The sequence below is a fragment of the Chromatiaceae bacterium genome, assembly GCA_016714645.1.
GTDB lineage: Bacteria > Pseudomonadota > Gammaproteobacteria > Chromatiales > Chromatiaceae > M0108.
The window spans coordinates 499,003-521,628 of record JADKCI010000004.1 but is presented as its reverse complement, the minus strand read 5'-3'; the positions used below and the strand labels follow the sequence as shown (position 1 = coordinate 521,628).

Annotated in this window: 19 protein-coding genes and 1 pseudogene; 5 read left to right on the top strand and 15 right to left on the bottom strand. The window is 64.6% G+C overall.

Annotation, left to right across the window (positions count from 1 at the left end; all coding sequences use genetic code 11):
• Nucleotides 1-29 precede the first annotated feature (29 nt).
• The 7 genes from IPN92_14285 to IPN92_14255 are packed head-to-tail and all read right to left on the bottom strand — an operon-like array spanning nt 30 to nt 5,134.
• Complete coding sequence (locus IPN92_14285) at nt 30-350, bottom strand: non-heme iron oxygenase ferredoxin subunit (GenBank protein ID MBK8639373.1); 321 nt, start codon at nt 348-350, stop codon at nt 30-32.
• Nucleotides 347-691 carry an SUF system Fe-S cluster assembly protein gene (locus tag IPN92_14280; GenBank protein MBK8639372.1) on the bottom strand — a complete coding sequence of 115 codons (345 nt, stop codon included), beginning with the start codon at nt 689-691 and terminating at the stop codon, nt 347-349. Before IPN92_14280 ends, IPN92_14285 begins: the two co-directional genes overlap by 4 nt.
• Complete coding sequence (locus IPN92_14275) at nt 688-1,179, bottom strand: SUF system NifU family Fe-S cluster assembly protein (GenBank protein ID MBK8639371.1); 492 nt, start codon at nt 1,177-1,179, stop codon at nt 688-690. Before IPN92_14275 ends, IPN92_14280 begins: the two co-directional genes overlap by 4 nt.
• The gene (gene sufD, locus IPN92_14270; protein MBK8639370.1) at nt 1,176-2,444 is read right to left on the bottom strand and encodes a Fe-S cluster assembly protein SufD; all 1,269 of its coding nucleotides are present in this window, start codon (nt 2,442-2,444) and stop codon (nt 1,176-1,178) included. The genes IPN92_14275 and sufD overlap by 4 nt, the downstream gene beginning before the upstream one ends.
• Complete coding sequence (gene sufC / locus IPN92_14265) at nt 2,441-3,211, bottom strand: Fe-S cluster assembly ATPase SufC (GenBank protein ID MBK8639369.1); 771 nt, start codon at nt 3,209-3,211, stop codon at nt 2,441-2,443. Before sufC ends, sufD begins: the two co-directional genes overlap by 4 nt.
• A gap of 20 nt (nt 3,212-3,231) precedes the next feature.
• Entirely contained in the window at nt 3,232-4,671 is a 1,440-nt protein-coding gene (sufB, locus tag IPN92_14260; protein ID MBK8639368.1) for a Fe-S cluster assembly protein SufB, read from the bottom strand.
• A gap of 13 nt (nt 4,672-4,684) precedes the next feature.
• Nucleotides 4,685-5,134 carry an SUF system Fe-S cluster assembly regulator gene (locus tag IPN92_14255; GenBank protein ID MBK8639367.1) on the bottom strand — a complete coding sequence of 150 codons (450 nt, stop codon included), beginning with the start codon at nt 5,132-5,134 and terminating at the stop codon, nt 4,685-4,687.
• A gap of 345 nt (nt 5,135-5,479) precedes the next feature.
• Between IPN92_14255 and cysC the strand changes: the two genes are divergently transcribed.
• The 5 genes from cysC to IPN92_14230 all read left to right on the top strand — a co-directional run bounded on the left by cysC (nt 5,480) and on the right by IPN92_14230 (nt 13,207).
• On the top strand, nt 5,480-6,145 hold the full coding sequence (cysC, locus tag IPN92_14250; protein MBK8639366.1) for an adenylyl-sulfate kinase: 666 nt from the start codon (nt 5,480-5,482) through the stop codon (nt 6,143-6,145).
• Nucleotides 6,146-6,184: 39 nt separating this feature from the next.
• Nucleotides 6,185-7,660, top strand: a complete 1,476-nt coding sequence (locus IPN92_14245; protein ID MBK8639365.1) for a hypothetical protein — start codon at nt 6,185-6,187, stop codon at nt 7,658-7,660.
• The gene (locus tag IPN92_14240) at nt 7,650-8,375 is read left to right on the top strand and encodes a DUF4194 domain-containing protein (GenBank protein ID MBK8639364.1); all 726 of its coding nucleotides are present in this window, start codon (nt 7,650-7,652) and stop codon (nt 8,373-8,375) included. The genes IPN92_14245 and IPN92_14240 overlap by 11 nt, the downstream gene beginning before the upstream one ends.
• Nucleotides 8,372-11,851, top strand: a complete 3,480-nt coding sequence (locus IPN92_14235) for a hypothetical protein (protein MBK8639363.1) — start codon at nt 8,372-8,374, stop codon at nt 11,849-11,851. The genes IPN92_14240 and IPN92_14235 overlap by 4 nt, the downstream gene beginning before the upstream one ends.
• 126 nt (nt 11,852-11,977) lie before the next feature.
• The gene (locus tag IPN92_14230; GenBank protein ID MBK8639362.1) at nt 11,978-13,207 is read left to right on the top strand and encodes a hypothetical protein; all 1,230 of its coding nucleotides are present in this window, start codon (nt 11,978-11,980) and stop codon (nt 13,205-13,207) included.
• A 289-nt stretch (nt 13,208-13,496) separates the two neighbouring features.
• Here the strand turns inward: IPN92_14230 and IPN92_14225 are convergent, their stop codons facing one another.
• The 8 genes and pseudogenes from IPN92_14225 to IPN92_14190 form a co-directional block, all read right to left on the bottom strand.
• Nucleotides 13,497-13,724 (bottom strand): DUF2283 domain-containing protein, encoded by a 228-nt coding sequence (locus tag IPN92_14225; protein ID MBK8639361.1) that lies wholly within the window; start codon nt 13,722-13,724, stop codon nt 13,497-13,499.
• On the bottom strand, nt 13,708-13,947 hold the full coding sequence (locus IPN92_14220; GenBank protein ID MBK8639360.1) for a hypothetical protein: 240 nt from the start codon (nt 13,945-13,947) through the stop codon (nt 13,708-13,710). Before IPN92_14220 ends, IPN92_14225 begins: the two co-directional genes overlap by 17 nt.
• A 226-nt stretch (nt 13,948-14,173) precedes the next feature.
• On the bottom strand, nt 14,174-14,593 hold the full coding sequence (locus IPN92_14215) for a hypothetical protein (protein ID MBK8639359.1): 420 nt from the start codon (nt 14,591-14,593) through the stop codon (nt 14,174-14,176).
• A 310-nt stretch (nt 14,594-14,903) separates the two neighbouring features.
• Nucleotides 14,904-15,656, bottom strand: coding sequence for a nucleotidyltransferase domain-containing protein (locus tag IPN92_14210; GenBank protein ID MBK8639358.1), 753 nt, complete (start codon nt 15,654-15,656; stop codon nt 14,904-14,906).
• Entirely contained in the window at nt 15,656-16,024 is a 369-nt protein-coding gene (locus IPN92_14205; GenBank protein ID MBK8639357.1) for a hypothetical protein, read from the bottom strand. Before IPN92_14205 ends, IPN92_14210 begins: the two co-directional genes overlap by 1 nt.
• Nucleotides 16,021-19,119: a site-specific DNA-methyltransferase gene (locus tag IPN92_14200; protein MBK8639356.1), complete on the bottom strand. Its 3,099-nt coding sequence runs from the start codon at nt 19,117-19,119 to the stop codon at nt 16,021-16,023. Before IPN92_14200 ends, IPN92_14205 begins: the two co-directional genes overlap by 4 nt.
• A 48-nt stretch (nt 19,120-19,167) precedes the next feature.
• Nucleotides 19,168-19,290, bottom strand: a pseudogene (locus IPN92_14195) (VapC toxin family PIN domain ribonuclease).
• Nucleotides 19,291-19,354: 64 nt separating this feature from the next.
• Nucleotides 19,355-22,426, bottom strand: coding sequence for a DEAD/DEAH box helicase family protein (locus tag IPN92_14190; GenBank protein MBK8639355.1), 3,072 nt, complete (start codon nt 22,424-22,426; stop codon nt 19,355-19,357).
• Between the last annotated feature and the right edge of the window lie 200 nt (nt 22,427-22,626).

The window sequence follows — 22,626 nt, the reverse complement described above, 5'->3', positions numbered from 1 at the left end:
TTGTACCTTGCCCACGCAGGGCACGGCGTTCAATCCCAGCGGTCGTCGCGAACAACGACCAGGCCAGCCGTGATCCGCACGGGCAGCACGGCGACCGCTTCGTAGGCCGGCGGCGCGGTGACCTCGCCGGTGGTGATGTCGAAGCGGGCGCCATGGCGGGGGCAGGTGATCTCGCGGCCATTCAGGGTGCCGCTGGCCAGTTCGCCGCCATCATGGGTGCAGACGTCCTCAATGGCGTAAAAGCCGGATTCGAGCCGAAATACGGCGATCCGGACCCCGTTCGCGTGGACTACCCGGCACGCGCCGATGGGGAAGTCGTCGATGCGGGCCACTTCAATCCAGTCGTTCATCGATATAGTCCCAGTTGCAACCGGGCCGCCTCGTCCATCCGGCTGGTGTCCCAGGGCGGCTCCCAGACCAGTTCCACGTTCGCGCGGCTTACGCCGTCCACTGCTTCAACCGCGTCCTCCACAAGGGCCGGAAAGGACTGGGCCACCGGGCAGGCGGGCGCGGTCAGAGTCATGCGAATGGTGACCCGGTTGAGGTTGTCGATTTCCAGGTCGTATACCAGGCCGAGGTCGTAGATGTTGACTGGGATCTCGGGGTCGCGAATCCGGCGCAGGGCCGCGATCACATGACTGCGCAGGTCGCCCTCGGGGGGAGGCTCGCGGAGCGGGGGCGCCGGGTTCATGGCATCGTCCTGGGTTCGGGTTGCGGGCACGCAGGCACGGCTTCCTCGGTGGTCACGGTCTCGTTGCGATTGTCCAGTGCTGCCCGCAGGGTGTGCCAGGCCAGGGTGGCGCATTTCACCCGCATGGGGAATTCCCTGACCCCCGACAGCACCTTCAATTTGCCGACCGCATCGGCCGGGCCGTCCTCGGCCAGCATGGCGTGCACCCGAGTGAACAGACGGTCGACCTCGGCAAGGGTCTTGCCCTGGATCGCCTCGGTCATCATGGACGCGGAGGCCATGGCCACTGCACAACCGGCGCCCTCGAAGCCGGCTTCGGCGATATGGCCGTCTGCCACCTTGAGGTGGACCGCGATCTCGTCGTCGCAAAGGGGGTTGAAGCCGTGGGCGTGATGGTTGCTGCCAGGCGGGTTCTCGGGGAAATGCCGGGGGTGGCGATTATGTTCCAGGATCACTTCTTCGTAGAGTTCACGCAGGTCGCCGGTCATGGCGTTGGCTCCATCAGAGTGCGCCGGGCCATGGCCGCAATCAGGCGGGGCATCAGCCAGTCGCGCAGGTGGGTGTGGTCGAGCAGCCCGAGGGCCTCGGTGGCGAAGCCCTGCATGAGCATTTGGCGCGCCAGCGCGGGATCGATGCCACGGCTTTGTAGGTAGAACAGAGCGTCCCGGTCCAGGTTGCCGATGCTGGCGCCATGGCCGCACTTCACGTCGTCGGCATAAATCTCCAGCCTGGGCATGGCGTCGATCTCGGCCTGAGGCGAGAGCAGCAGGCCCCGGCAGGATTGCCGGGCGTCGGTCTTCCGGGCGGTGCGGTCGACCACGACATGGCCGTCGAACACGGCGCGGCCGCGGCCTTCGGCCAGGCCCCGGTAGGTGACCCGACTAGTACCCGAGGGCGCAAGATGGTTGATGCGCAGATGCAGGTCGGCATGGCGGTGGCCGTCGGCCAGGTCGAAGGCGTCGATCCGGGTCGTGGCGCCCGAGCCGGCCATGTGGACCGTGATCTCGTGCCGTGCCAGGGCGCCATCCAAGCCGATGTGCAGGGCGCGGTATTCGCTGTCCCGGCCCAGGCGAACCGCGGTCAGGCTGGTGTGGGTCGCGGCCGCGCCTTCCTCGACCACCTTGATGTGGGTGAGGCGGGCGCTGTCTTCCAGGACAATTTCGGTAACGGCATTCTGCCAGTAGGGTTGATCGGTCTGGCCAAGGAAGTGTTCGACCAGGATGGCCTCGGCGCCCTGTTCCAATACCGCCAGGGTGTGCGGATAGAGCATCGCCTCGGCCTCGGCGGCGCCGTAGAGGGTGAAAATCGGCAGGCTGAGATGGACGTCGGCGGGCACGTGGACAAGGGCACCATCCTGCCAGAGCGCCAGGTTGAGGTTGGCCAGGGCGGTGTCGTCGGCCACCTGGCCCAGGTACGGGTGCACGGCCTGGGTGTTGACCAGGTCAAGCAGGGTACCGGCGATCTGGTTGGCCAGATAGGTGCCGCGGCAGCGCAGCTGGCCGTTCTGGAACACCAGGGCGTGGCCCGGATAGGACGCGATGTCCGAGCACACCGCTTCGCCCGCCACCGAGGAGGGCGAATGCAAAACCCTGCGTTCCAGCGCGGCCAGCGAGGTGTGCTTCCAGGCCTCCAGGCGGGCGCTCGGCATGCCGGTCGCCAGGAAACGGTCCAGGGCCGCGCCACGCTCGCCGGCCAGCCAGCCCGGCACCTCGATCCGGCGCAGGGCCTCGATGAAGGGCGTGTTGGCGGTCATGGTATGGAGGTCTCCTCGAAGTTGTCCCGGATGTTCAGCCAACTGTAGCCCTTGGCCTCCAGTTCCAGGGCCAGGTTGCGGTCGCCGGAGCGGACGATGCGGCCTTCGGCCAGGACGTGGACCCGGTCCGGGACGATGTATTCGAGCAGGCGCTGGTAGTGGGTGACCAGGATGATGGCGCGATCGGGAGCGTGCAGGGCGTTGACGCCGTGCGCGACCACCTTGAGGGCGTCGATGTCGAGGCCGGAATCGGTTTCGTCCAGGATGGCCAGGCGCGGTTCCAGCACCGCCATCTGGAGGATCTCGTTGCGCTTCTTCTCGCCCCCGGAGAAGCCTTCGTTAAGCGATCGGTACAGGAAGCTGTCGTCGATCTGAAGCATGGCCAGGCGCCCCTTCACGAATTCCAGGAAATCGAAGGCATCCAACTCGGGTTCGCCCCGGTAGCCGCGCTGACTGTTGAGCGCGCTGCGCAGGAACTGGGCGTTCGCCACGCCGGGAATCTCGATCGGGTACTGGAAGGCCAGGAAGATGCCGGCGCGGGCACGCGCCTCGGGGCTGAGGGTTAGCAGGTCGCGGTCCAGGTAGCGCACGCTGCCCTGGGTCACCCGGTAGCCCTCGCGTCCAGCCAGGACCTGGGCCAGGGTGCTCTTGCCCGAGCCGTTCGGACCCATGATGGCGTGGACCTCGCCGGGCTTAACGGTGAGGTCAATGCCCTTGAGGATGGCCTTGTCGTCGACCGATACATGCAGATCCTTGATTTCGAGCATCGCTATCTCCTTGTTCCGGTTTAGCCGACCGCGCCTTCGAGGCTGACGGCGAGCAGTTTTTGGGCCTCCACCGCGAACTCCATGGGCAGTTCCTTGAAGACTTCCTTGCAGAAACCATTGACGATCAGGTTGACCGCCTCTTCCTCGTCAAGGCCCCGGCTCCTCAGGTAGAACAACTGGTCGTCGCCGATCCGGCTTGTAGTGGCCTCGTGCTCCACGGTCGCGCCTGGATTCCTGACCTCGATGTAGGGGAAGGTGTGGGCAGCGCTGGTCGGGCTCATCAGGAGCGAGTCGCATTGGGTGTGGTTGCGGGCGCCCTCGGCCGTAGCCAGGACCTTGACCAAGCCCCGATAGGCGTTGCTGCCGTGGCCGGCCGCGATGCCCTTTGACACGATGGTACTGCGGGTGTCGCGGCCGATGTGGATCATCTTGGTGCCGGTGTCGGCCTGCTGGTAGTGGTTGGTCAGGGCCACGGAGTAGAACTCACCCACCGAGTGGTCGCCGCGCAGGATGCAGCTCGGGTATTTCCAGGTGATGGCCGAGCCGGTCTCGACCTGGGTCCACGAGATGTGGGCACGCTCGCCCCGGCAGTCACCCCGCTTGGTGACGAAGTTGTAGATGCCACCGCGTCCCTCGGCGTCACCGGGGTACCAGTTCTGGACCGTGGAATACTTGATCCGGGCGTCCTTCAGTGCGACCAGTTCGACCACTGCGGCATGGAGCTGATTCTCGTCTCGGGTGGGCGCCGTGCAGCCCTCCAGGTAGCTCACATAGCAGCCCTCGTCGGCGATGATCAGGGTGCGCTCGAACTGGCCGGTGTTGCGGGCGTTGATGCGGAAATAGGTCGACAGTTCCATCGGGCAGCGCACCCCCTTGGGCACGTAAACAAAGGAACCGTCCGAGAACACTGCCGAGTTCAGGCTGGCGAAGAAGTTGTCGGTGTAGGGGACCACCGAACCGAGGTACTGTTGCACGAGTTCGGGGTATTTGATAACCGCTTCGGAGAAGGGGCAAAAGAGGATGCCGAGCTGTTCCAGCTTGTCTTTGAAGGTGGTCGCCACGGACACCGAGTCGAACACCGCGTCGACCGCTACGCCGGCCAGGGCACCGCGCTCGGCCAGGGGGATGCCCAGCTTCTCGTAGGTGCGCAGCAGTTCGGGATCGACCTCGGCCAGGCTCTTGGGACCGTCCCTGGTTTTGGGCGCGGAGTAGTAGTGCAGGGTCTGGTAGTCGATGGCCGGGTAGCGCACGCTGGACCATTTCGGTTCGGTCATGGTCAGCCAGTGCCGGTAGGCCTTGAGCCGCCAGTCGAGCATGAAGGCGGGCTCGCCCTTCTTCGCCGAGATCAGGCGGACGACATCCTCGTCCAGGCCCATGGGCAGGGTGTCCTGCTCGATGTCGGTGACGAAGCCCCACCGATAGTCCGTATCCAGGTGGCGTTGCAATTCCAGGTTTTCCATGTTTTTCTCCTCCTTATGCCTGTTTGCGCGGCAACCTGATGCCAGTTTCGCGTGTCCGTGCTGCGGGCGACGCCAAGACGGCCAGGCTCACGGATTCCAGGGCCACGCGCACGGCCTGGTTGATCAGGCGCCAATGGGCGCGAGTGGTACAGCCGGCCTCCAGGCTGCAATTGCCAGCGCCCAGGGCGCATTCGGTCAAGGCCACCGGGCCCTCAATGGCGGTGATGACATCCACCATCGTGATGTCCTTGGGGTTTTTCGCCAGACAATAGCCGCCCGCCACGCCGCGCGTGCTGTAGACCAGCCCGGCGCGGGACAGCCGCTTGAGCAGGTTGGCCACGGTTGGGACCGGCAGTTCGGTCTCCAGGGAAAACTGCTGGGCGCTGACCTGGCGGCCGGGCGAACGGGCCATGTGGGCCATCAGGCCGATGGCGTAATCAGTAAGCTTGGCGATGCGTAACATGATCCCTCCGTATTCGCTAAATAGGACAGTATCAATCCTGTTTAGTTCAAGTCTGAAGCGGTATGTAGGAGAGAATGATCAGATCCTGAACCCGCGCCGGGGCGCCTGAAGGCAGTCGGCTTGGTTGACAGCCAAGGACGCAAGCCAAGATGGCAGGCATCCATGACATGCAAGGTTGGGCGTCGCCAAGTGAAGCCTAAATAAGTCCGAATCGTCCATTCCATGCTTGCCCTGCTGACAGTTTGGAATTGCTGGGGCGGCGCCCGCAGGGTTGCAAGGAAAGCCCCTTTCACGCCATGATGCGGTCCCTGTTTTAACCCCCAACCTTAGGAATACCTCACCACCATGTCGAACGAAACCAACGTGACCTGGCATGAACATCAGGTTACGCGCGAACGCCGCGAGGCCCTGCACGGGCACCGCGGCTGTGTCATCTGGTTCACGGGCCTGAGCGGCTCGGGCAAGAGCACCATCGCCAACACCCTGGATCACCGCCTCCATGGCCTGGGTCTGCACAGCGCCGTCCTGGATGGCGACAATGTGCGCCACGGGCTCAACGCCGGGCCGTCCATGCTGCGCGACACCCATGGCCCGGATTTCGCCGGTCGCTTCGGCCTCGGCTTTTCCGCCATCGACCGCGAGGAGAACATCCGCCGCATCGGCGCCGTGGCGCAACTCTTCTGCGAGGCCGGGCTGATCGCCCTGACCGCCTTCATCAGCCCCTACCGCATCGATCGCGACCGCATTCGCGGCACCCTGCGCCCGGGTGAATTTATCGAGATCTTTGTCGATACCCCTATCGAGATCTGCGAACAGCGCGACCCCAAGGGGCTCTACAAAAAGGCCCGGGCCGGCGAGCTAAAGGGTTTCACCGGCATCGATGACCCTTACGAGGCCCCGCAAGCCCCCGAGCTGGTGCTGGCCGGTGGCGAACAGACCCCGGACCAGCTCGCCGAGATCGTCATCGATCACCTCATCCTCAAGGAAATCATTCCGCCGCGGAGCGCCTGAGCGTCAGGCCCGTGCGCCTGACCTGGTCGGGGATGCCTCATGACCCAACTCTTCGACCGCGTCCCCGATCGGCTCTTCTCGCCCCTGGCCAGCGCAAACCGGCGGACCTATGGGGCCCTGCTGCTGGACCTTTACCCGCTGTTCTTCGATCAGATCCACGCGGACGTCTTCCCCTCCCGGGAGACGGTGCGCCACGAGATCGAGGAACGGCTGGCGGTCATGGCGGTGGCCTGGCAGGAGGAGCAGGACCCGGACGCGGAGGCCCTGCCCGCGACCCCGACCCCCGCTAGCGAGCATGAGGTCACCCCGGCGGCCCTGGCCTATCGCCGCCTGCTGGCCTCCGGCTGGATCGAGGAAGAGCGGGAGGGCTATCGGGTGCGGGTCACGGTGCCCCCGGCGGTGGGGACCCTCTGGGCCAGCCTGATGGAGGTGGCGCGCCCGGACCGGGTCTTCTACGGCGGCATGGTCCTGTCCATCTTCAATAATGTGCAAAAGGCCTGGGAAGAACCCCAGGCCCAGGTGCTGGCCCTGCGCCAGGCGGCCCGGGAGGCGCGCCGCTTTATCCAGCACCTGAACACCATGATCTACGGGCTCAAGGGGCTGTTGGGGGACATCAGCGACTGTGACGACCATCGCCGCATCCTGAGCCGCTTCTTCGAGGACTTCGTGGAGCGCATCCTGGTCCAGGATTACAAGCGTCTCAAGACCCGCAATAATCCCTTCCGCTACCGCCAGCACATCCTGCAACGGGTGCGGGAGCTGGAATATGACCTGGAACGGCAACAGGCCCTGGTGGCGGGCTATCTGGAGCAGACCGGGGAGGCCGATGCCGCCTCCGCCGGGCGGGCCATCAACGACGATATCCGCCAACTGCGCGAGGTCTTCGAACGGCTGGATGGCCACCTGGAGCGGGTGGACCATTTTCGCGCCCGGGTGGAGCGGCGCGTCGCCGACACGGTCCGTTACCTGGATCGCACCCAGCCCGGCATGGCGGCCCGCATCGCCGCCCTCCTCCGGGATCTGGGCCCCCGCCTGGCGGGTTGGGAGGACGAGGCGGTCAGCCCCTTGCCCCTACCCCTCATCGACGCGTTCCCGGTGGGACCCCGGAGTTTGAAGGAGGCTCCCCGTCACCGTCGCCCGCCGGAGCCCCGTCTTCTCGTCAATCGCGCCGTGGACCCCGCCGCGCAGGCCCGGCAACAGGCCCTGCGCGCCTACCTGGATCGCCGCCGCATCGACCCCAAACGCATCGCCCTTTATCTGGAGCGCCAGTTGGCGGGCCGGGGGCAGATCGAGGGGGCCGCCATGACCATCGCCAGCGTGGAGGACTTCATCGCCTTCACCCATGCGCGCCATCTGAATTACCTCCCCGGGGCCGGGCGCCTGCGGCAGGCCTACCGAATCGAGACCCGCGAGGGCCTCATCATTAACGATTGGCTGCGCTGTCCCGACTTCGCCGTCTGGCGTCGCCAGGCCCCCGCCGCGGCCCTGACCAGGGGAGACACCCATGCTGCGTGACTTGCGCCAGGTCTGCGAACATGCCGGGGGCGCCGAGCCCCATGACTTCCGCACCGCCGCCGGGGCCGTGCTCAAGCGCCAGTTCCTGCTCCTGGAGCGGCCGGTGGACCGGGACGCCTACCGGCTCCTCGTCAACCACTTCGATTACTTCGGCAATCTCTTCGATGCCCTGGGCTGGACCCTGCACCGCGACGATACCTTTGGCATCATCGGCCTCCTGCCCGGAGACGCGGAGGGCTTCAAGCACCTCCGCCTGGTGGACAGCCTGATGCTGCTCTGTCTGCGGCTGCTCTACGAGGAAGGGATGGCGCGCTTCGAGGCCCGGGAGGGCAGCGTTTACGCCCCCGCGGAGGCCCTGCTCGGCCGTTACGAGACCCTGCTCAAGCGCAAGCGGCCCCTCCTCTCGGATTTTCGGGACATCCTGCGCCGGCTGCGCCGTTATTCCCTGATCGAGACCCGGGAAGAGGCCGAGGACGGCCTGCCCGTCATCCGCATCCTGCCCACCATTCGCCTGGTGACCGGCGACCAGGTCCAGACGCGCCTCGCGGCCTTCATCGGCGCCCTCGACGAGGCCCCAGACATCCCGGACGGGGGTGACCTCGCGACGGACGGCGAGGACCCGGAAACCGATGAGAGGCTGAACGCCGCGGGCCAGGCGTGGGCCGGCCGCGAAGAGACCCCGGATGGCGGGGCCACCGGGGAGCCCACCCCATGAAGCGCCTGGTCCGCCTCCTCATGATCAATTGGTATCGCCTGGAGCAGGCGCGCATCGACATCGTCGGCCACACGGCGGTCATAGGCCCCAATGCCTCGGGCAAGTCGTCCCTGCTGGATGCCATCCAGGCGGTGCTGGTGGGCGGCGACAAGCGCTGGTGGAACCCCAACGCCAGCGCCGGGGAAAAGAGCACCCGCAGCCTGCGCGACTACTGCCTCGGCGTGGTGCGCGATCCCAGCAATCCGGACCTGTCCCAGGAGTTCCGCCCCCGGGACCAGGCCATCAGCTACCTGGCCCTGGTGTTCCGCGACGATCAGACGGGTGATACCACCAGCATCGGCCTGGCGCTGCACGCCCGGCTGGACGAGCCCCAAGAGGTGATCGACGGGCGCTTCATCGCCCCCGGCCTGGATCTGGTGCTGTCGGACCTGGTGGACCGGACCCCCGCGGGCCCCGTACCCAAGCCCTGGAAGCGGCTGCGGGAGGAATTGCGCAGGCGCCTCGGCGAGCCCTTCCGGGTCCACGCCCTGGTGGGCGAGTACCAGCGCCACCTCTGCTTCCTGCTCGCCGATGCCCGGCGCCCCCTGGACGCGCCCCATTTCCTGCGCGCCTTCCGCAACGCCATCACCTTCGCCCCCATTCGCAATGTCTCGGACTTCGTGCGCGGCCACATCCTGGAGGCAAGGTCCATCCAGGTGCGCTCCCTGCAGCAGGCCCTGCACCACTACCGGGACATCCAGACCCGCACCCGCGAGGCCCGCCAGCGCGAGGAGGCCCTGGCCCTCATCGATCGCGGCTACCAGCGCGCCGAGGGGGCCGACCGGCTGGGCCTGGCCTGGCGCTGGGTGGAGCAGGAGGCGGCCTTCAACGCCCTGGAGGCGGAGCAGGAGCCCCTGCGCCTGACCCTGGAGCGCCTCGCCGCCGAGATCGCCCAGCTCGGTTCACGGATCGCGGACCTGGACCAGCAATGGCAGGGCGCCGACGCCGCCCTGACCGAGGCCAACCGCCGCCTGGCCGCCACCGACCTGGAACAGCAGCGCGAGCGCCTCCAGGCCGAGATGCGGGCGGCCCGCAAGACCCTGGACGAGGCCAGCCTAGGCATCGACCAGGCGCGGCTAGGCCTGGGGGCCGTGCACCGGCTGCTCGACAACGCCGATCAACTCGACGACCCCACCCTGATCCAGGCCCTGCAAGGCCTGCCGCCCTTGCTGCACCGGGACGAGGGCCTGCTGGCCGCGACCTGGCCCCAGGCCCCGGGGGAGATCATGACGGCGGTGGACCGCATCGCCCCGCAAGTCGCGGCAGCGGTGGAGCGCATGCTGGGGCGCTTTGAACAACTGGTCCGCGAGGAAGGCGAAATGGCCCGGGCCCTCCAGGCCTTGCGCGAACGCATCGCCCGCCTGGAACAGGGCGAGAGCGACCTCAAGCCCGCCACCCGGCGCCTCATCGCCCTGCTCGCGGATCACGGCATCCCCGCCGTGCCTCTCTGCGACCGGGTGGACCTGGCGGACGAGGCCTGGCGCGAGGCCCTGGAGGCCTTCCTGGGTGGCCATCGCGAGGCCCTGCTGGTAGAGCCAGCCCAAGTGCGCGAGGCCATCGGCATCTATCGCCGCGAGGGCAAGCGGCTCGCTATTCACGGTAGCCGGGTGATCAACACCCTCAAGACCGCCCAGTGGCGGGGCCCAGCCAGCCCCGGCAGCCTGGCGGAAATGGCGATCAGCGACGACCCCCACGCCAGGGCCTATCTCATCCATCGCGCCGGCAACCTCCAGCGGGTGGAAACCGAGGATGAGCTGCTGCGCCACGATCGGGCCATCACCGCCGACGGCATGCTCGCCTCGGGGGGCGCCGTGGTCCGCCTGGCCCCGGTGGAGCCCATGCTGGGGCGAGAGGCCCGCCGACTGCGATTACAAGCGCTGAAGGCCCAGTTCGACCGGGACCAGGCGGACCATTACCGCAAACAGGCCGAGAAGCAGGCCATCCAGGACCTGCGCGAGCGGCAACTCATGCCGCTCAACGACCGCCTGCGGAGCTTCCCTGACCTGGTGGGACTGACGGCCACCCGGCGGGAGACCCAGGCCGAACTTGATCGTCTCCAAACCCAGGAACGGGCCCTCCGGGATGACACTCATTTCCAGCGGCTCCAGGAGGAGGTCAAGCGGTGGGCCGCCGAGCGCGATGCCCTGGCGGTCGCCCGGGAGCAGACGACCCGGGACCAGGGGGACCGGATACTGAGGCGCCAGGTGGAAGAGGCCAGCCTCACCACCCTGGAACGGGCATCCCAGACCGTCGCCGAACGCCGCCGCAACCTCCAGCAGACCGCCGGCTTCGATGCCGCCCTGGCGTCCGAGCGCCTCGACGAGCTCCAGTCCCAGGAGCCCTGCGCCGAGGAGAACCCCGCGGCCTGGCGGGCCCTGGCCACGGAGGCGGAACGCCGGGCCCTTGGCCAGGAAAAGACGGCGATCAAGCAGCGGGCCAATGCCCGGGAGGGCCTGACGAGTTACTGGGCCGCCTGGTCACCCGACCACAAACCCGCCAGCGGCGCCGCCGACGACCCCCAGACCCTGGCCGCCTGGGTGGCGCGCGAGTTGACCCAGGTACGCGAGACCCAATTGGCCCGCTACGTTACGGAGGCCGACAACGCCTTGCGCGAGGCCGAGCACGCCTTCCGCAGCGATTTCGTCGGCAAGCTCCAGGAAAACCTGCAATTGCTGGAAGAGAGCCGCAAGGAGCTCAACCGCAGCCTGCGCAGCCGCCCCTTTCACGGCCAGTATTACAGCTTTATCAAGCAGCCCGAGCCGGACCTCAAGGAGATCCTGGACTGGGTGCTGGCCTGGACCCCCGAACAGGGCGGTGACGTCGGCGGCCTATTCGACGCCGCCGCCGACCCCAACCACCCCCATCGCGCGGCCATCGCCCGGGTCCGCAACCTGCTCATGGAGGCCGCGGGGGGCGAGGGTCATACCGGGGGCTGGGACGAGCGCCTGGCGGACTACCGCCAGTACTACCACTTCGACGTGCGCATGAGCGACGACCGGGAGGGCGGCGGCAATCCCGAACTCCTCTCCCGGCGCCTCGGCAAGGGCTCCGGGGGCGAGCACCAGTCGCCCTTCTACGTGGCCATCGGCGCCGCCCTGGCCGCCGCCTATCGCATCGAGCGCGATCAGGAGGGCCAATTGCGCGGCGGCATGGCCCTGGCCGTCTTCGACGAGGCCTTCTCCAAGCTGGACCTGCAGAATACGGTCAGCGCCCTCGGTTTCCTCGACGAACTGGGGCTCCAGGTGCTGCTGGCCGCCCCCGACGAGAAATACGGCCAGATCGCCGAGCACGTGGACACCATCGTCAACGTCTATCGGGACGGCGGCAGCGTCCACATCGACGCCGAGTACATCCAACCCGAGGCCCGCCGCGCCCTGGCCGCCGACAACCCGACGCTGGGCCCGGAGTTGGATCTAGGCGCGCAAGCCTCCCTCTAAGCTGCTCATTCCGCCCCCCATCCTCATGAGCCAGACAGCACCTTTAGCCCGTACCCATCGGGATCATATCTACCCTCATCCCCCCTTCCCAGTCGGGACAGGGGGCTTCAAGGAATTGTTTTACCCATGAGTCAGGTCGCCCGTGCCCTCCTGCTCAAGCTGCTGGCCCAGGTGGACCGGGGTGGGCGTGACTCGGTCCCCATTGGCGACCGCTCCGCCCACGCCTACTTCGAGGTCACCGATCTGGAGGAGCGCGACGCCCTCCATGCCTACCTGGGCAATGCCGAGGCCGCCGGCGGCGTGACCCTGGAATGGGGCCGCCGCACCGCCGCCCAGGATCTGCGACGCATCCGCATCAAGGACCCGGATCTGCTGGCGGCCTGGCTGGGCGTCTCCCGGACCGCCGTCCAGGCACGAACCATCTCGCAAGGACTGACCGAAGATATGGCCACTGCCCCCGGCTGGCTCCGGGACGTCTTTGCCGAGGCCCTGACCCAATGGCGGCTGGGCCATAGCCCCTTTCGCATCCCGCCCGCCGAAACCACCGCCGCCATCAGGCTGTTTCGGATCGCCCGCGCCGTCGCGGCGGGGGAACAGGAGGGGCTGGATCTGCGCCGCTTCAGCGTCCGCCTGCTGGGCGATTCCAAGGCCATCGAGTCCCTGCTGGGCCGGCTGGGCGGACTACTGCGCCGCAATCCCGACTGGGCCCCCTGGTCAGAGGACGCCGACCTCTTCCGGGCGCTGGGACTGGAGAAATTTCCGCCGGCCCTCTTCATCAAGGGGCCCCTGGTCCTGGACTATGGCGGCACGGACTGGGACCTGACGCCCCTGCGGCCCTTTGTCGGCCTGTCGCCGGATGCCGTCACCCAGATCCAGACCAGCGCCCCCGTCCCCTATCTGCTGACCATCGAGAACCTGGCCAGCTTCCAGCGCCAGGTCCGGGAGATTCAGGACGCCGCTGTCGTCCTCTATACCGCCGGCTATCCCGCCCCGGCCCTGGTGCGGGTGCTGGGACAATTGGACCAGTGCCTGCCAGCCGACCGCCCCTTTTATCACTGGGGTGATCGGGACATTGGCGGCCTGCGCATCCTGGCCAGGGTGGTGGCGGCCTGTCCCCGGCACGAGGTTTCGCCCCACCTCATGTGCGTCCCGGACCCGGGGCCCGTTTCAGGCCCCAGCCGCTGGACCCGGGAGGAAGGCCGCGCCCTGGCACAAATCATCGCCAAGGGCGGTTCGGTGGGAGGTCTGGCCGCGGAGTGGGTCCAGAGGAATCTGGCCAAGCTGGAGCAAGAGGCCATGGATCCGGAATGCCCCCCGAGCCGGGAGCAACCCGAGGAGCCAGAAGCCCATCAATGACAGCCCCTTGTGCATTGTCGTCGTCAATGAGAACCGCTAAACGAAGAGTTGGCTCTTCGGCTTCAATTTTCGCGACCAATCGTGGGGATACCAAGATGACTCCTATTTTCTAACGACTGAATTCACCAACCTGCGCGGCTTTCCAGGATGTCCGCTGGAGCGTTTTTAGGGGGGCGCTTGACCTGCCCATAACGCGTCGCCAAGGAACGCATAGCCCCTCCTCGCCTCGGACTCAGCTTGCAGGTCGCGAAGTCGTGGTTTGGGTGTGGGATCAAGCACAGCATGATGGTTAGGCTGCCTTCTTTTTAATTATACTTTTATCTAGATCAAGGGTATAAGACAAGATAGTATCAATATTAAGCCTGTCTGAAGCCCTAAGTATTTCTATTCCTGTTATTTTTCCATCTTCTGTCGTGTCGAGGTTGACGCCCTCCGCGATTTCGATTACCCCGTCCGGTTCCTGGTCACCAAGACCCAAATATAAGGCATCTACTTCATCGTCATAGTGAACTTTCATATCGAAGCCCTTTCTTGAGTGGGTAGGTCTTGATTACCGTAACAATTTGGCCTTCAAGAACCGCAATGATTTTCAGTGGAAACTTAAAGCCTGGAGCAAGCTCTATTATCTTGTTCTCGCCATCGGTAAGATTCGCATTCGCTATTGTTTGTTCGACAGTAGATTCAGGAATGCCGTAAAGCTTCGCACGTCGCCTCGCGTGTCTTGAAAACCTTATTTCCATTGAAAACTCCTTCCTAACCCGTCACCTTTTCGATGGGATACCGATTAGCCCCACAGACCCCCGCCCGTCAGGCAACACGATCTCGGATATCTCCCGAACGCCACGCGGAGCAATACCTCGTGGTCGCTCGGACCACCTGATTACGGGGACTGCATCATGAATCAAAACCCCTGCCCGGGGAAAAATAAATATTGTCCCGAAAACGTGACTACCCCATTTACCCCATTCAGTAACTTTGATAGCCAGGTCGTTGGACATTCGAGGTGCAGGTTTCCGTGGTCCGGACATGGCCATAGTCATCCACCGTCCGGGTACTGGTGCATTGGGTATCGCCGTATTGCCTGGCGGCCTCCTGGGCTCGGTAATAGTCCTCCCGGCGTTGGTATTCCCGTTGCTGGGCGACGTTGGCCACGCCAATGGCTCCACCTACCGCCGCTCCCGCCAGAGCGCCACTGGCGGCCATATCCGAACGGCTGGGATACCCGTAGTAATAGCCACGGTGAGAGGTGGAACCCAAGGCCGCTCCGCCTAGGGCGCCGATAGCCGCCCCCACGGCGGCGCTGCCCAGCACGGTGCCCGCTTCATCCTGCGTGGCGCAGCCTGGCAGCAGTAATAGGGGCAAGAGCGTCAGGATTATTTTTTGCACAAAAGGCTTCGGTCGATGGCAAGTTGGCGCGGTTGTCATGCGCATCGGAAAATCTCCCGTGGTTGTTGATTGGAGGTAACGGCCTGCTTGGCGCCTCCCAAGCTCGGACACCCGGTACCTGGATCGGTTTTGGTTGAAGCGGGGACTGGCCGAGCCACAACTACGATAACAATTATGATTTGGGCCACCCAGAAAATCCCAATCTGCGGCCCTTCGGCCCGCCGCCTCAATTTAAGTCCGGCGATGCGGAACTTCATCAGTCTGTCCTGTCCCGCTGAGTCACGGTGTCGAACAGCAGCCGGTCAAGTACCTAGAAGTCGATGTCGTGCGCCGGCGGGATCGAGGCGCGTTCGAGCCGCGACAGCTCAGAGGTCAAGTAGTCGTCGATGACTTGGATCCGGGGGCCATACGCCAACTCCAACGCGCTGCGTTTCCAGGCCAACAGGTCGGCAATGGCGATACGCAGCCCCGGCTCTTCGATCAAGGCGTCAACGAGGTCCTGAAATCGCATTGGGACAAGGCCCCGGCCCTGCTCGATCCAGGTGGCGACCAGCACGGGGCGCAGGACGTACAGGTACTTCTTCAGGCGCACCTGCTCGCCCCCGAGATATTGCCGGTGATGCCCCCGCGCCATGTGGATGTAGTGATAGAAAGACCGCTCCGGCCAGTGCGTGAGCTGGACAGCGCGGCGTAGAGCGTCGAGGAATGCGGCTTCGGCGCGATAGACGATCGGAGAATCCAGCCATTCGATCAGGGTAGCATTGCCCTTTTTCAACAACCCCAAGGCCTTGCGCAACTCCCAGCCGTTGATGTCCAAGTCCCCGGAGATGGGTACTTCTATCACGTCCCGTTGCGGACTGACCCGCAGGTACCAGTCGAGCGGGTGGACGTAAATAAAGCGCACGTCGTAGTCGCTGTCCGGCGAGGCAAAACCCCAGCCCCGGCTGCCCGACTCGCAGGCGAACAGCACCCGAACGCCGTGGTCTGCCTCGATCATCGCCAGGTGCCGATCGATCTCGGAGCGAAACCAGGGGTCGACGGGGTGCGCGATCAGGGTATCCATCAGCCGCCCCCCGGGTTGGCGCTGACGCTGCCGTCCAAATCCGCCGCCACAACGGTCAGGGCGTCGGGATGGCTAACCAAGACCGCCTCTTCAATCCCTGCATCCGGCGCGTAGCCGCAATCGGACGTCAACAAGTAGTGAGCCCCAGGTCTGACGATGGATTCCGACAGGGCCAAGGGATCCCAGACTATGCCTCGGGCCGCTAACCGCCCCTGGCCACCGGGAAAAACCGGGGTTGCCTGCAGCACCAGATAGGGAGGATCTGCGAAGATGATCTCCGTGTACTGCGCACGCCAGCCGATGGCGCCAGGCAACTCCAAGGCAGGTGGCTGCCAGTCGCCTCGTCCGCTTTCGGCAGGGTCGTTCACCCAAGAGCCTGCTCGCCGGTTTTCAACTGGCCGTTGAGAGCCTGAGGCACTCTGAAGACCTTCATCACCTCGTCCCCCAGATGATTGATAACCTTGACGGCAATGCGTCCGGAGGCGGGTTTGAGGAAGGGGCGGGAGGTATCGCTATGCAAGGAGGCCCAGGCTTCCTCGTTGATCTCGGCCTTGAGGGTCGTCTTCAGCGCCTTGTAAGGGTCCTCGGCGCCCAGGAAGTAGGCATGGCGGACGAAGAAACTCTCCTCGTTGTAATCGGTGTCGATGAACCAGCAGGCGATGCCCGCAGCCCCGTCGCTGCGGACCTCCCCGGTACTGGGGTGGAAGACGTCCACGCCCTTGATCTTGATCCGCATCTGGCCATTCCCGGCGGGCAGAATCTCGATGTCCGGCTCGCCGAAGATCACGAACAGGTTGCCCTTGCTGGTGATTTTCAGGTCCTGGGCCATGTGCAGGTCGGCGTTCATCCGCGCCTTGAGCACCGGGATGCGGCCAAGCTTATTGAAGTCGGTGGCATGGGCCTCGTAGTTGAAGGCGCAGGCGATCAGGACATCGAAATCGGCATCGCCGGCCTCGCGGGCGGCACTGACCAGATCGGGGCGGCTGACGGTACCGAACTCGGGGCCGATGAAGATGGCGGCGCGCTTTTCGGTCCCGGTTTCCGGGTCACCTTCGCGATAGCGGCCGATCGCGCAGACCAGATCGCCAGGCCAGGGTAGCAGGGAGGTGAAGCTGATCCGGCCCTCCTTGTGGGCCTGCTGTACCCCGGCCACCTTCAGGTTCTCCAGGATCATCTGGGGGAAGGTCTGCTTCTCCCCGTAGCCGGCATCGGGATGGGCAATGCGATCCGTCGGGTCGATCAGTTCATCGTTCTCGTCAACGCCCAGCACCCGGTGGGGGGACAGGCTCTCCACGGTGAAGGGGCCAGCGACACGGACCGTCTTCCTGTCGACATAGGGCCTGTCGTAGAGGTACTCGAAATCAGCCTTAGCGGCGATGGAGGCGTCGATCTCCCGCTGGCGGGCGATGCGGGCCTGCCACCAATCCCCATGCAGCTTGCTAACCGGTTCAGGCCAGGGATCGACGGGGCGGTCCGGCAGGGTCTCCAGGGTGTAATCCCGCTTGAGGGCCTTGTTGAGCGCGAGCAGGCTGTCTTCGATCTTGCTCTGTCTGGCGTTCGCGCTTTTGGCTTGCTCGGCCTTCAATGCATCGAATTGCCGCCGGGGCTCGGTCGGCCAGGGGTCTTCGGCCGCGCGAGGCATCTCCCATTCCTGCCACTGCTGCCCCATCGCGGCATTCAGGCCCTCGCTCAGCGGCTCTAATGTCGCCTGCCACTTCTCCCAGATGACGTCGATCTCGGTGTTATTAGCGATCGACTTGAGGGTGATGTGCGGCACGCGCTCATAGACGAAGCCGTGGCGGATGTTGCCGTGGACGGGCCGCGAACTCGGCGTGGTGCGGGTGACTTCGGCTTCCTTGACCTGGCCTTCGCGGGAATCGGCCAGCAGGTAAAAGGGGTAACGCGCGCCCATGACGCGGGCGCGGGCCAGTGCCAGCGCCACGCGCGAGGTGTCAATCGTGATCCAGCGACGTCCCCATTGCTCGGCGACAGTCACAGTGGTGCCGGACCCGCAGGTTGGGTCGAGCACGAGGTCGCCGGGGTCGGTGGTCATCAGGAGGCAGCGTTCGACGGCAGTGAGCGCGGTTTGGACAACATAGGTTTTCGAGCCTCCAAATTGGTTCTGCCCGAGTGTATCCGTCCAAACGTCTGTTAGCTCATAAACTGGGTAGTCATCCAGCAGCCGAATGTAGCCGAGATTATTCCCGGAACTGGCCTCCACTCGGCTTCCTTTAATGAGCCGATCAAATCCTAGCTCATTGGTTTTCCATCGGACTGAGAGCGACGGTTTGATCACTTGGCCCTCGAAGTTTACGCCGAACCAAGAAGCTGCTCCCTCACCTTTGTCCCGGCCTACACTTTGACTCGTGAGATTGTCGCGAAAGTAAATCTTCGATCCGCTCGGTAGCGAGCCAGGTTCATCAATCTCAGCCTTGGTTAGCGTCCTTCGCTCCAGATTCGCAAGTTGGACGCTCTTGTAGCCAGTTCCTCCCTTTTGACCGGGGGCTTTCTTCAGCAAAGACTTACGGTATTTCACAGCCTCTTTCCTTTTTGCATACCAGAGCAGCGTATCAAACGTCGGACCGAGGAAGTCACTAGTCGAGCTTGATGTTTTGACGAAGACGATGGAGCTGACGCAGTTTTCAGGGCCGAACACTTCATCGAGCAACGCCCGGACGCGGTGGACATTTTCATCGCCGATTTGCACGAAGATGGAGCCAGAGTCGGTGAGCAGATCGCGGGCGACGGTGAGCCGATCCCGCAGGTAGGTGAGGTAGCTGTGGATGCCGTCGCGCCAGGTGTCGCGGAAGGCTTTGACCTGCTCGGGCTCGCGGGTGATGTGGGCGGCGTTGCCATCCTTCACGTCGCGGCTGGTGGTGGACCACTGAAAGTTGCTGTTGAACTTGATGCCGTAAGGCGGATCGAGGTAGATGCACTGCACCTTGCCGCGCAGCCCCTCGCGTTCGGCCAGGCTGGCCATGACTTGCAGAGAGTCGCCGAGGATCATGCGGTTGGACCAGTTTTGGTCGTGGCGGTAGAACTCGGTCTTGTCGGCGTCCTTGGGGAGGCCGTTGAAATCGGAGAACATGTCGATCTGCTCACCCTCACCCCCGGCCCCTCTCTCGCGGAGCAAGGGGTTCTGGGATTGGCGCAGCAGGTCGTCGATCAGGACCTTGGGGTGGACCTTCTCCTGGATGTAAAGGGGCGGAGCATTTACGACGAGATCGCTCCAGTCCTGCTGGTCCTTGCCGCGCCAGACGAGTTGGGGATCGAGATCGCGGTTGCGCTGGTCCTTTTCCTTATCGCATCCGGCCCCGCCGCGCTCATAGGTTACGGGCACCGGGTCCTGCTCGGCCTTCTGCATCACCGGCTGGTATTCGGCCGTCGGGATGTTCTTGCGGGTGGCGTCGCCGTGGGTCAGTGTGGCGACCGTGACCGCGGGGCCTTTTTGCTTTGGGGGCATCGTTGTACCTTACAGGAAGGGGTTTTCCACGGTCAGAGTCTCGATCCTTTAGCCGTGTTGCAGGTCTTCACTCAACAGCCGCGTGCAACCGGCCTCCAGGGCAGCCGCCACAATCAGGGAGTCATAGAAATGGAAGCCATAACGTCCCTGAACCGCGATGCCGCGCCGGTAGCAATTGGAGTCGAGAAAATTACCGCTCATTCGTGATTTCTTTAGTCATATGGGAACGAGAAGGCTAGGCCTCCACGGCCGTTGGTGCCGCGACGACGGCACCGATCATCTTGTTGAACTCCCCTTCGACCTTGACCTTGAAGGCGGATTCGATCTGGTAGACATCGCCGAATTCGGCGAAGGCCCAGCGGCCGTAGGTGCCGAGGTTGTTCACGCCGGGGACCCAGTAGCTGTCCATCGTGGCCTTCTTGTCCTTGGCATCCTCGCCCCGAAAGCCCTTGATCTCGACAATGAGGTGCAGAGGGTCGTCGTCGCCATGGCCATCATCCACCAGGACGATGAAGTCGGGCAGGTAGCGGCGCATCTCGGAACCGTACCGGTAAGGCACCTCGAAGCCCAGATTGTGGTTCTTCACATAGGCGCACACCTGGGGATGGGCCTCCACCACGCGGCAGAACTCCGCCTCCCAGTCGCTATCGAGGATGGCCCAGTTGAGGTGACAGCGGTCGGCGGACGTCTCCCAGCGGTCGATCTTGGAGGTCGTGAAGTTGACATGAACGGTGGAGCCGACCGGGTTGTAGGGGTCGAGCAGGGCCTTGACGGGGCGCTGGCCGATGAAGGCGCGGGTGATGCCGGCGTTAATTCGCTCACAGGCCATATCCGCCAGGGTCTTGTATTTGAGTTGCGCCGGGTAAACACCGCCCTGGCAGTGGAGATAGCCATCGAGCCACTGGCGGGTAATGCGCTTGAGTTGGCCGAAGAGATGGAGCTGGGGCTCACCGTTGGCATCGCGGTAGCGGCTGAGCAAGAGGTGGGATGTCAGTTCGTAGAGCACCTGAGCCTGGCGCACTTCCCCCGTATGGACAAGGTTGAGATCCACGGTCGCGCCGATGATGCCGGCATTGAGCGTTTCAGCGGCACCGACCAGGTCCGGCGTCAATTCCAGGACCGAGTCCGCGTCGAATTGGGACGCCAGCCGATCCTCGGGCAGTTCGGTGCGATAGCCCGCCACGCGGGGAAAGCGGATCTCCAGGGCATCGCGCTCGGGGCGGACCGCCTTGACCTGAATGGCCTGTCGCGGGGGCTGCGGCGGTGCCACCGTGGGGGTGGCATTGAAGTCGAAAGGGATACCCAGGACATCGGCATATTCGACGTTAAAGAGCCCCTCTTCGTTGAGGTCATAGGACTGGCGGCGCAGCGCCCGGCCGATAACCCGCTCGCACAGGAGCTGGGTGCCGAAGGCGCGGACACCCAGGACGTGGGTAACGGTATTGGCATCCCAGCCCTCGGTGAGCATGGAGACCGAGACCACGCAGCGAATGTCGGCCCCGAGCCGGCCAGGCTTGCCAACCGTGTTCATAACTTCGCGCAGGAGGTCTTGATCGGTGAGGTTTTCGGCCTGGCGCGGGTCGCCGGTACGCTCGATGATCTCGCGCCGGAAGCGTTCGATTTCATCGGCGGCTATGGCTCGGAAGTTCTCGTCCAGGGCCTCGCCGGATTCCAGTTGTTCGCTATCGATCAGGAGGGTCCGGGGGCGTGGCAGGGGATCGCCATCCTCGTTGTGGTTGCGGAACAGGGGCAGGCGGCCGGCCTCCAGTTTGCGGGTGCCGTCGTCCTGGTGGCGCTGGAAGCCGGAGATGTAGTCGTAAACCAACTTGGAGGTGGCGGTGTTATTGCAGACGACGATGAAACAGGGCGGGACCGGTACTCCCGCCTGATTCCACAGGAGGTGAGTCTTCTCGTAGTGGCCGTACAGGGCCTCCAGGGCCGTCTGAAGCGGGGGCGGCAGATCGAGCGGATTCAGTGACGCCGCCTTGCCCCGGCCCTTTTTGGGCATTTTCTTGCCGATATGCTCCCAGAGGTTGCGGAACATGGGCATTTCGCCGCCAGGGATGTTGTCGGCGATGGGCACCCGCGGCAACTTAACGATGCCGCTCTCGATGGCATCCATCAGCGAGAAGTCGCTCAGGGTCCAAGGAAAGAGGGTGCCCTCGGCATAACCGGAACCGCGCAGGAAGAAAGGGGTGGCGGAAAGATCGAAGACGCGAGCCAGGCCCTGGTGGCGATTGACGGCCTCCAGGCCGGAGATCCAGAGTCGGGCGGCGGCGCTATTTTTCTCGGCCTCCTTCTTCTCGTCTCCCGTCAAATTGACCTCCTGACCCTGATTCGGCTTCTCGCGGTAGCAGTGGTGGGCCTCGTCGTTGATGGCCAGGATGTTCTTCAGGCCCATCAGGTCGGGCATGACACGCTGGAGCATTTGGCCCTCGGTCTCCTGGGTGTCCAGGGCCTCGCCGCTTCGGCCTTGCAGCAGGAGGCGACCGCCCTTGGAGATTTCCAGGCGCTCGCGTCGCCGGAAGGCGTGGTAGTTGGTGATGACGATCTTGGCGCGCTTGACCTCATCGAGCAGGTCGCTGGGGACCAGCTCGCGGCTGGCGAAATAGCTGTCGGGGTCGCTGGGTTGGAGGACCCGCAGGCGGTCCCGGATGGTGATCCCGGGGGTGACGACGAGAAAGCCGCGCGTAAACTTCTTGGTGCCCCGGCGGCGAACGGCATTGACGGTCTGCCAGGCGATCAGCATAGCCATGACGGTGGTCTTGCCAGCCCCGGTGGCGAGCTTGAGGGCCAGGCGCATCAGCTCCGGATTGGCGTCGTGGTTCGCGTCGGTCAGATGCCTCAGGAAGCGTTCGCCGGCCTTGCCGATCTGAGGCGCGACCTCGGTCAGCCAGATGGCGGTCTCGACGGCCTCGACCTGGCAAAAGAAAGGGCGGATGCCGCTGAAGGGGTGATGGCGCCAATGCTGGAGGAGACGGGCCGTCTCGGGGGTGACCCGCCAATGATTCGGGTCGGGGTCCTGGCGCCAACGATCCACCTCCTGACGAAGGGCGTTGATGATGGCGGTGTGGTCGTAGCGCTGATCCTCGGTACTCAGCCCCATGCCTTCATCGAACGCTATCTCGCTCTGCTTACCAGGGCCGCTTTGTTTCTTGGGCTTGGGGATCGGGGTGATGAACTCCGCGCGACGCCGGGTTTCAAGAATTTTTTGAGTCGGTTGACCGGTGGCGTCCAGTTCCCAATGCCGCTTGGGACAGGCATAGGGGGAATTGAGAATCGGTCTGTCAAAGAAGGGGTTGCCCACGGATGTCTCCTGACAATCGGATCTGGGACACGGCAGCGATCGGCGGTACCGCGAGCCAATCGCCACCTTGGTCCCGCACCCTACCATTCCCGCCAATGCGCTTCCTGGATGGCTCAGGAGGCCATAAGGCTAGAGCATCCGGGCGGGCATGACAAACCAATGAGCTTGAGAACCAGTCCCTTCGACGCTGGCCGCTACTC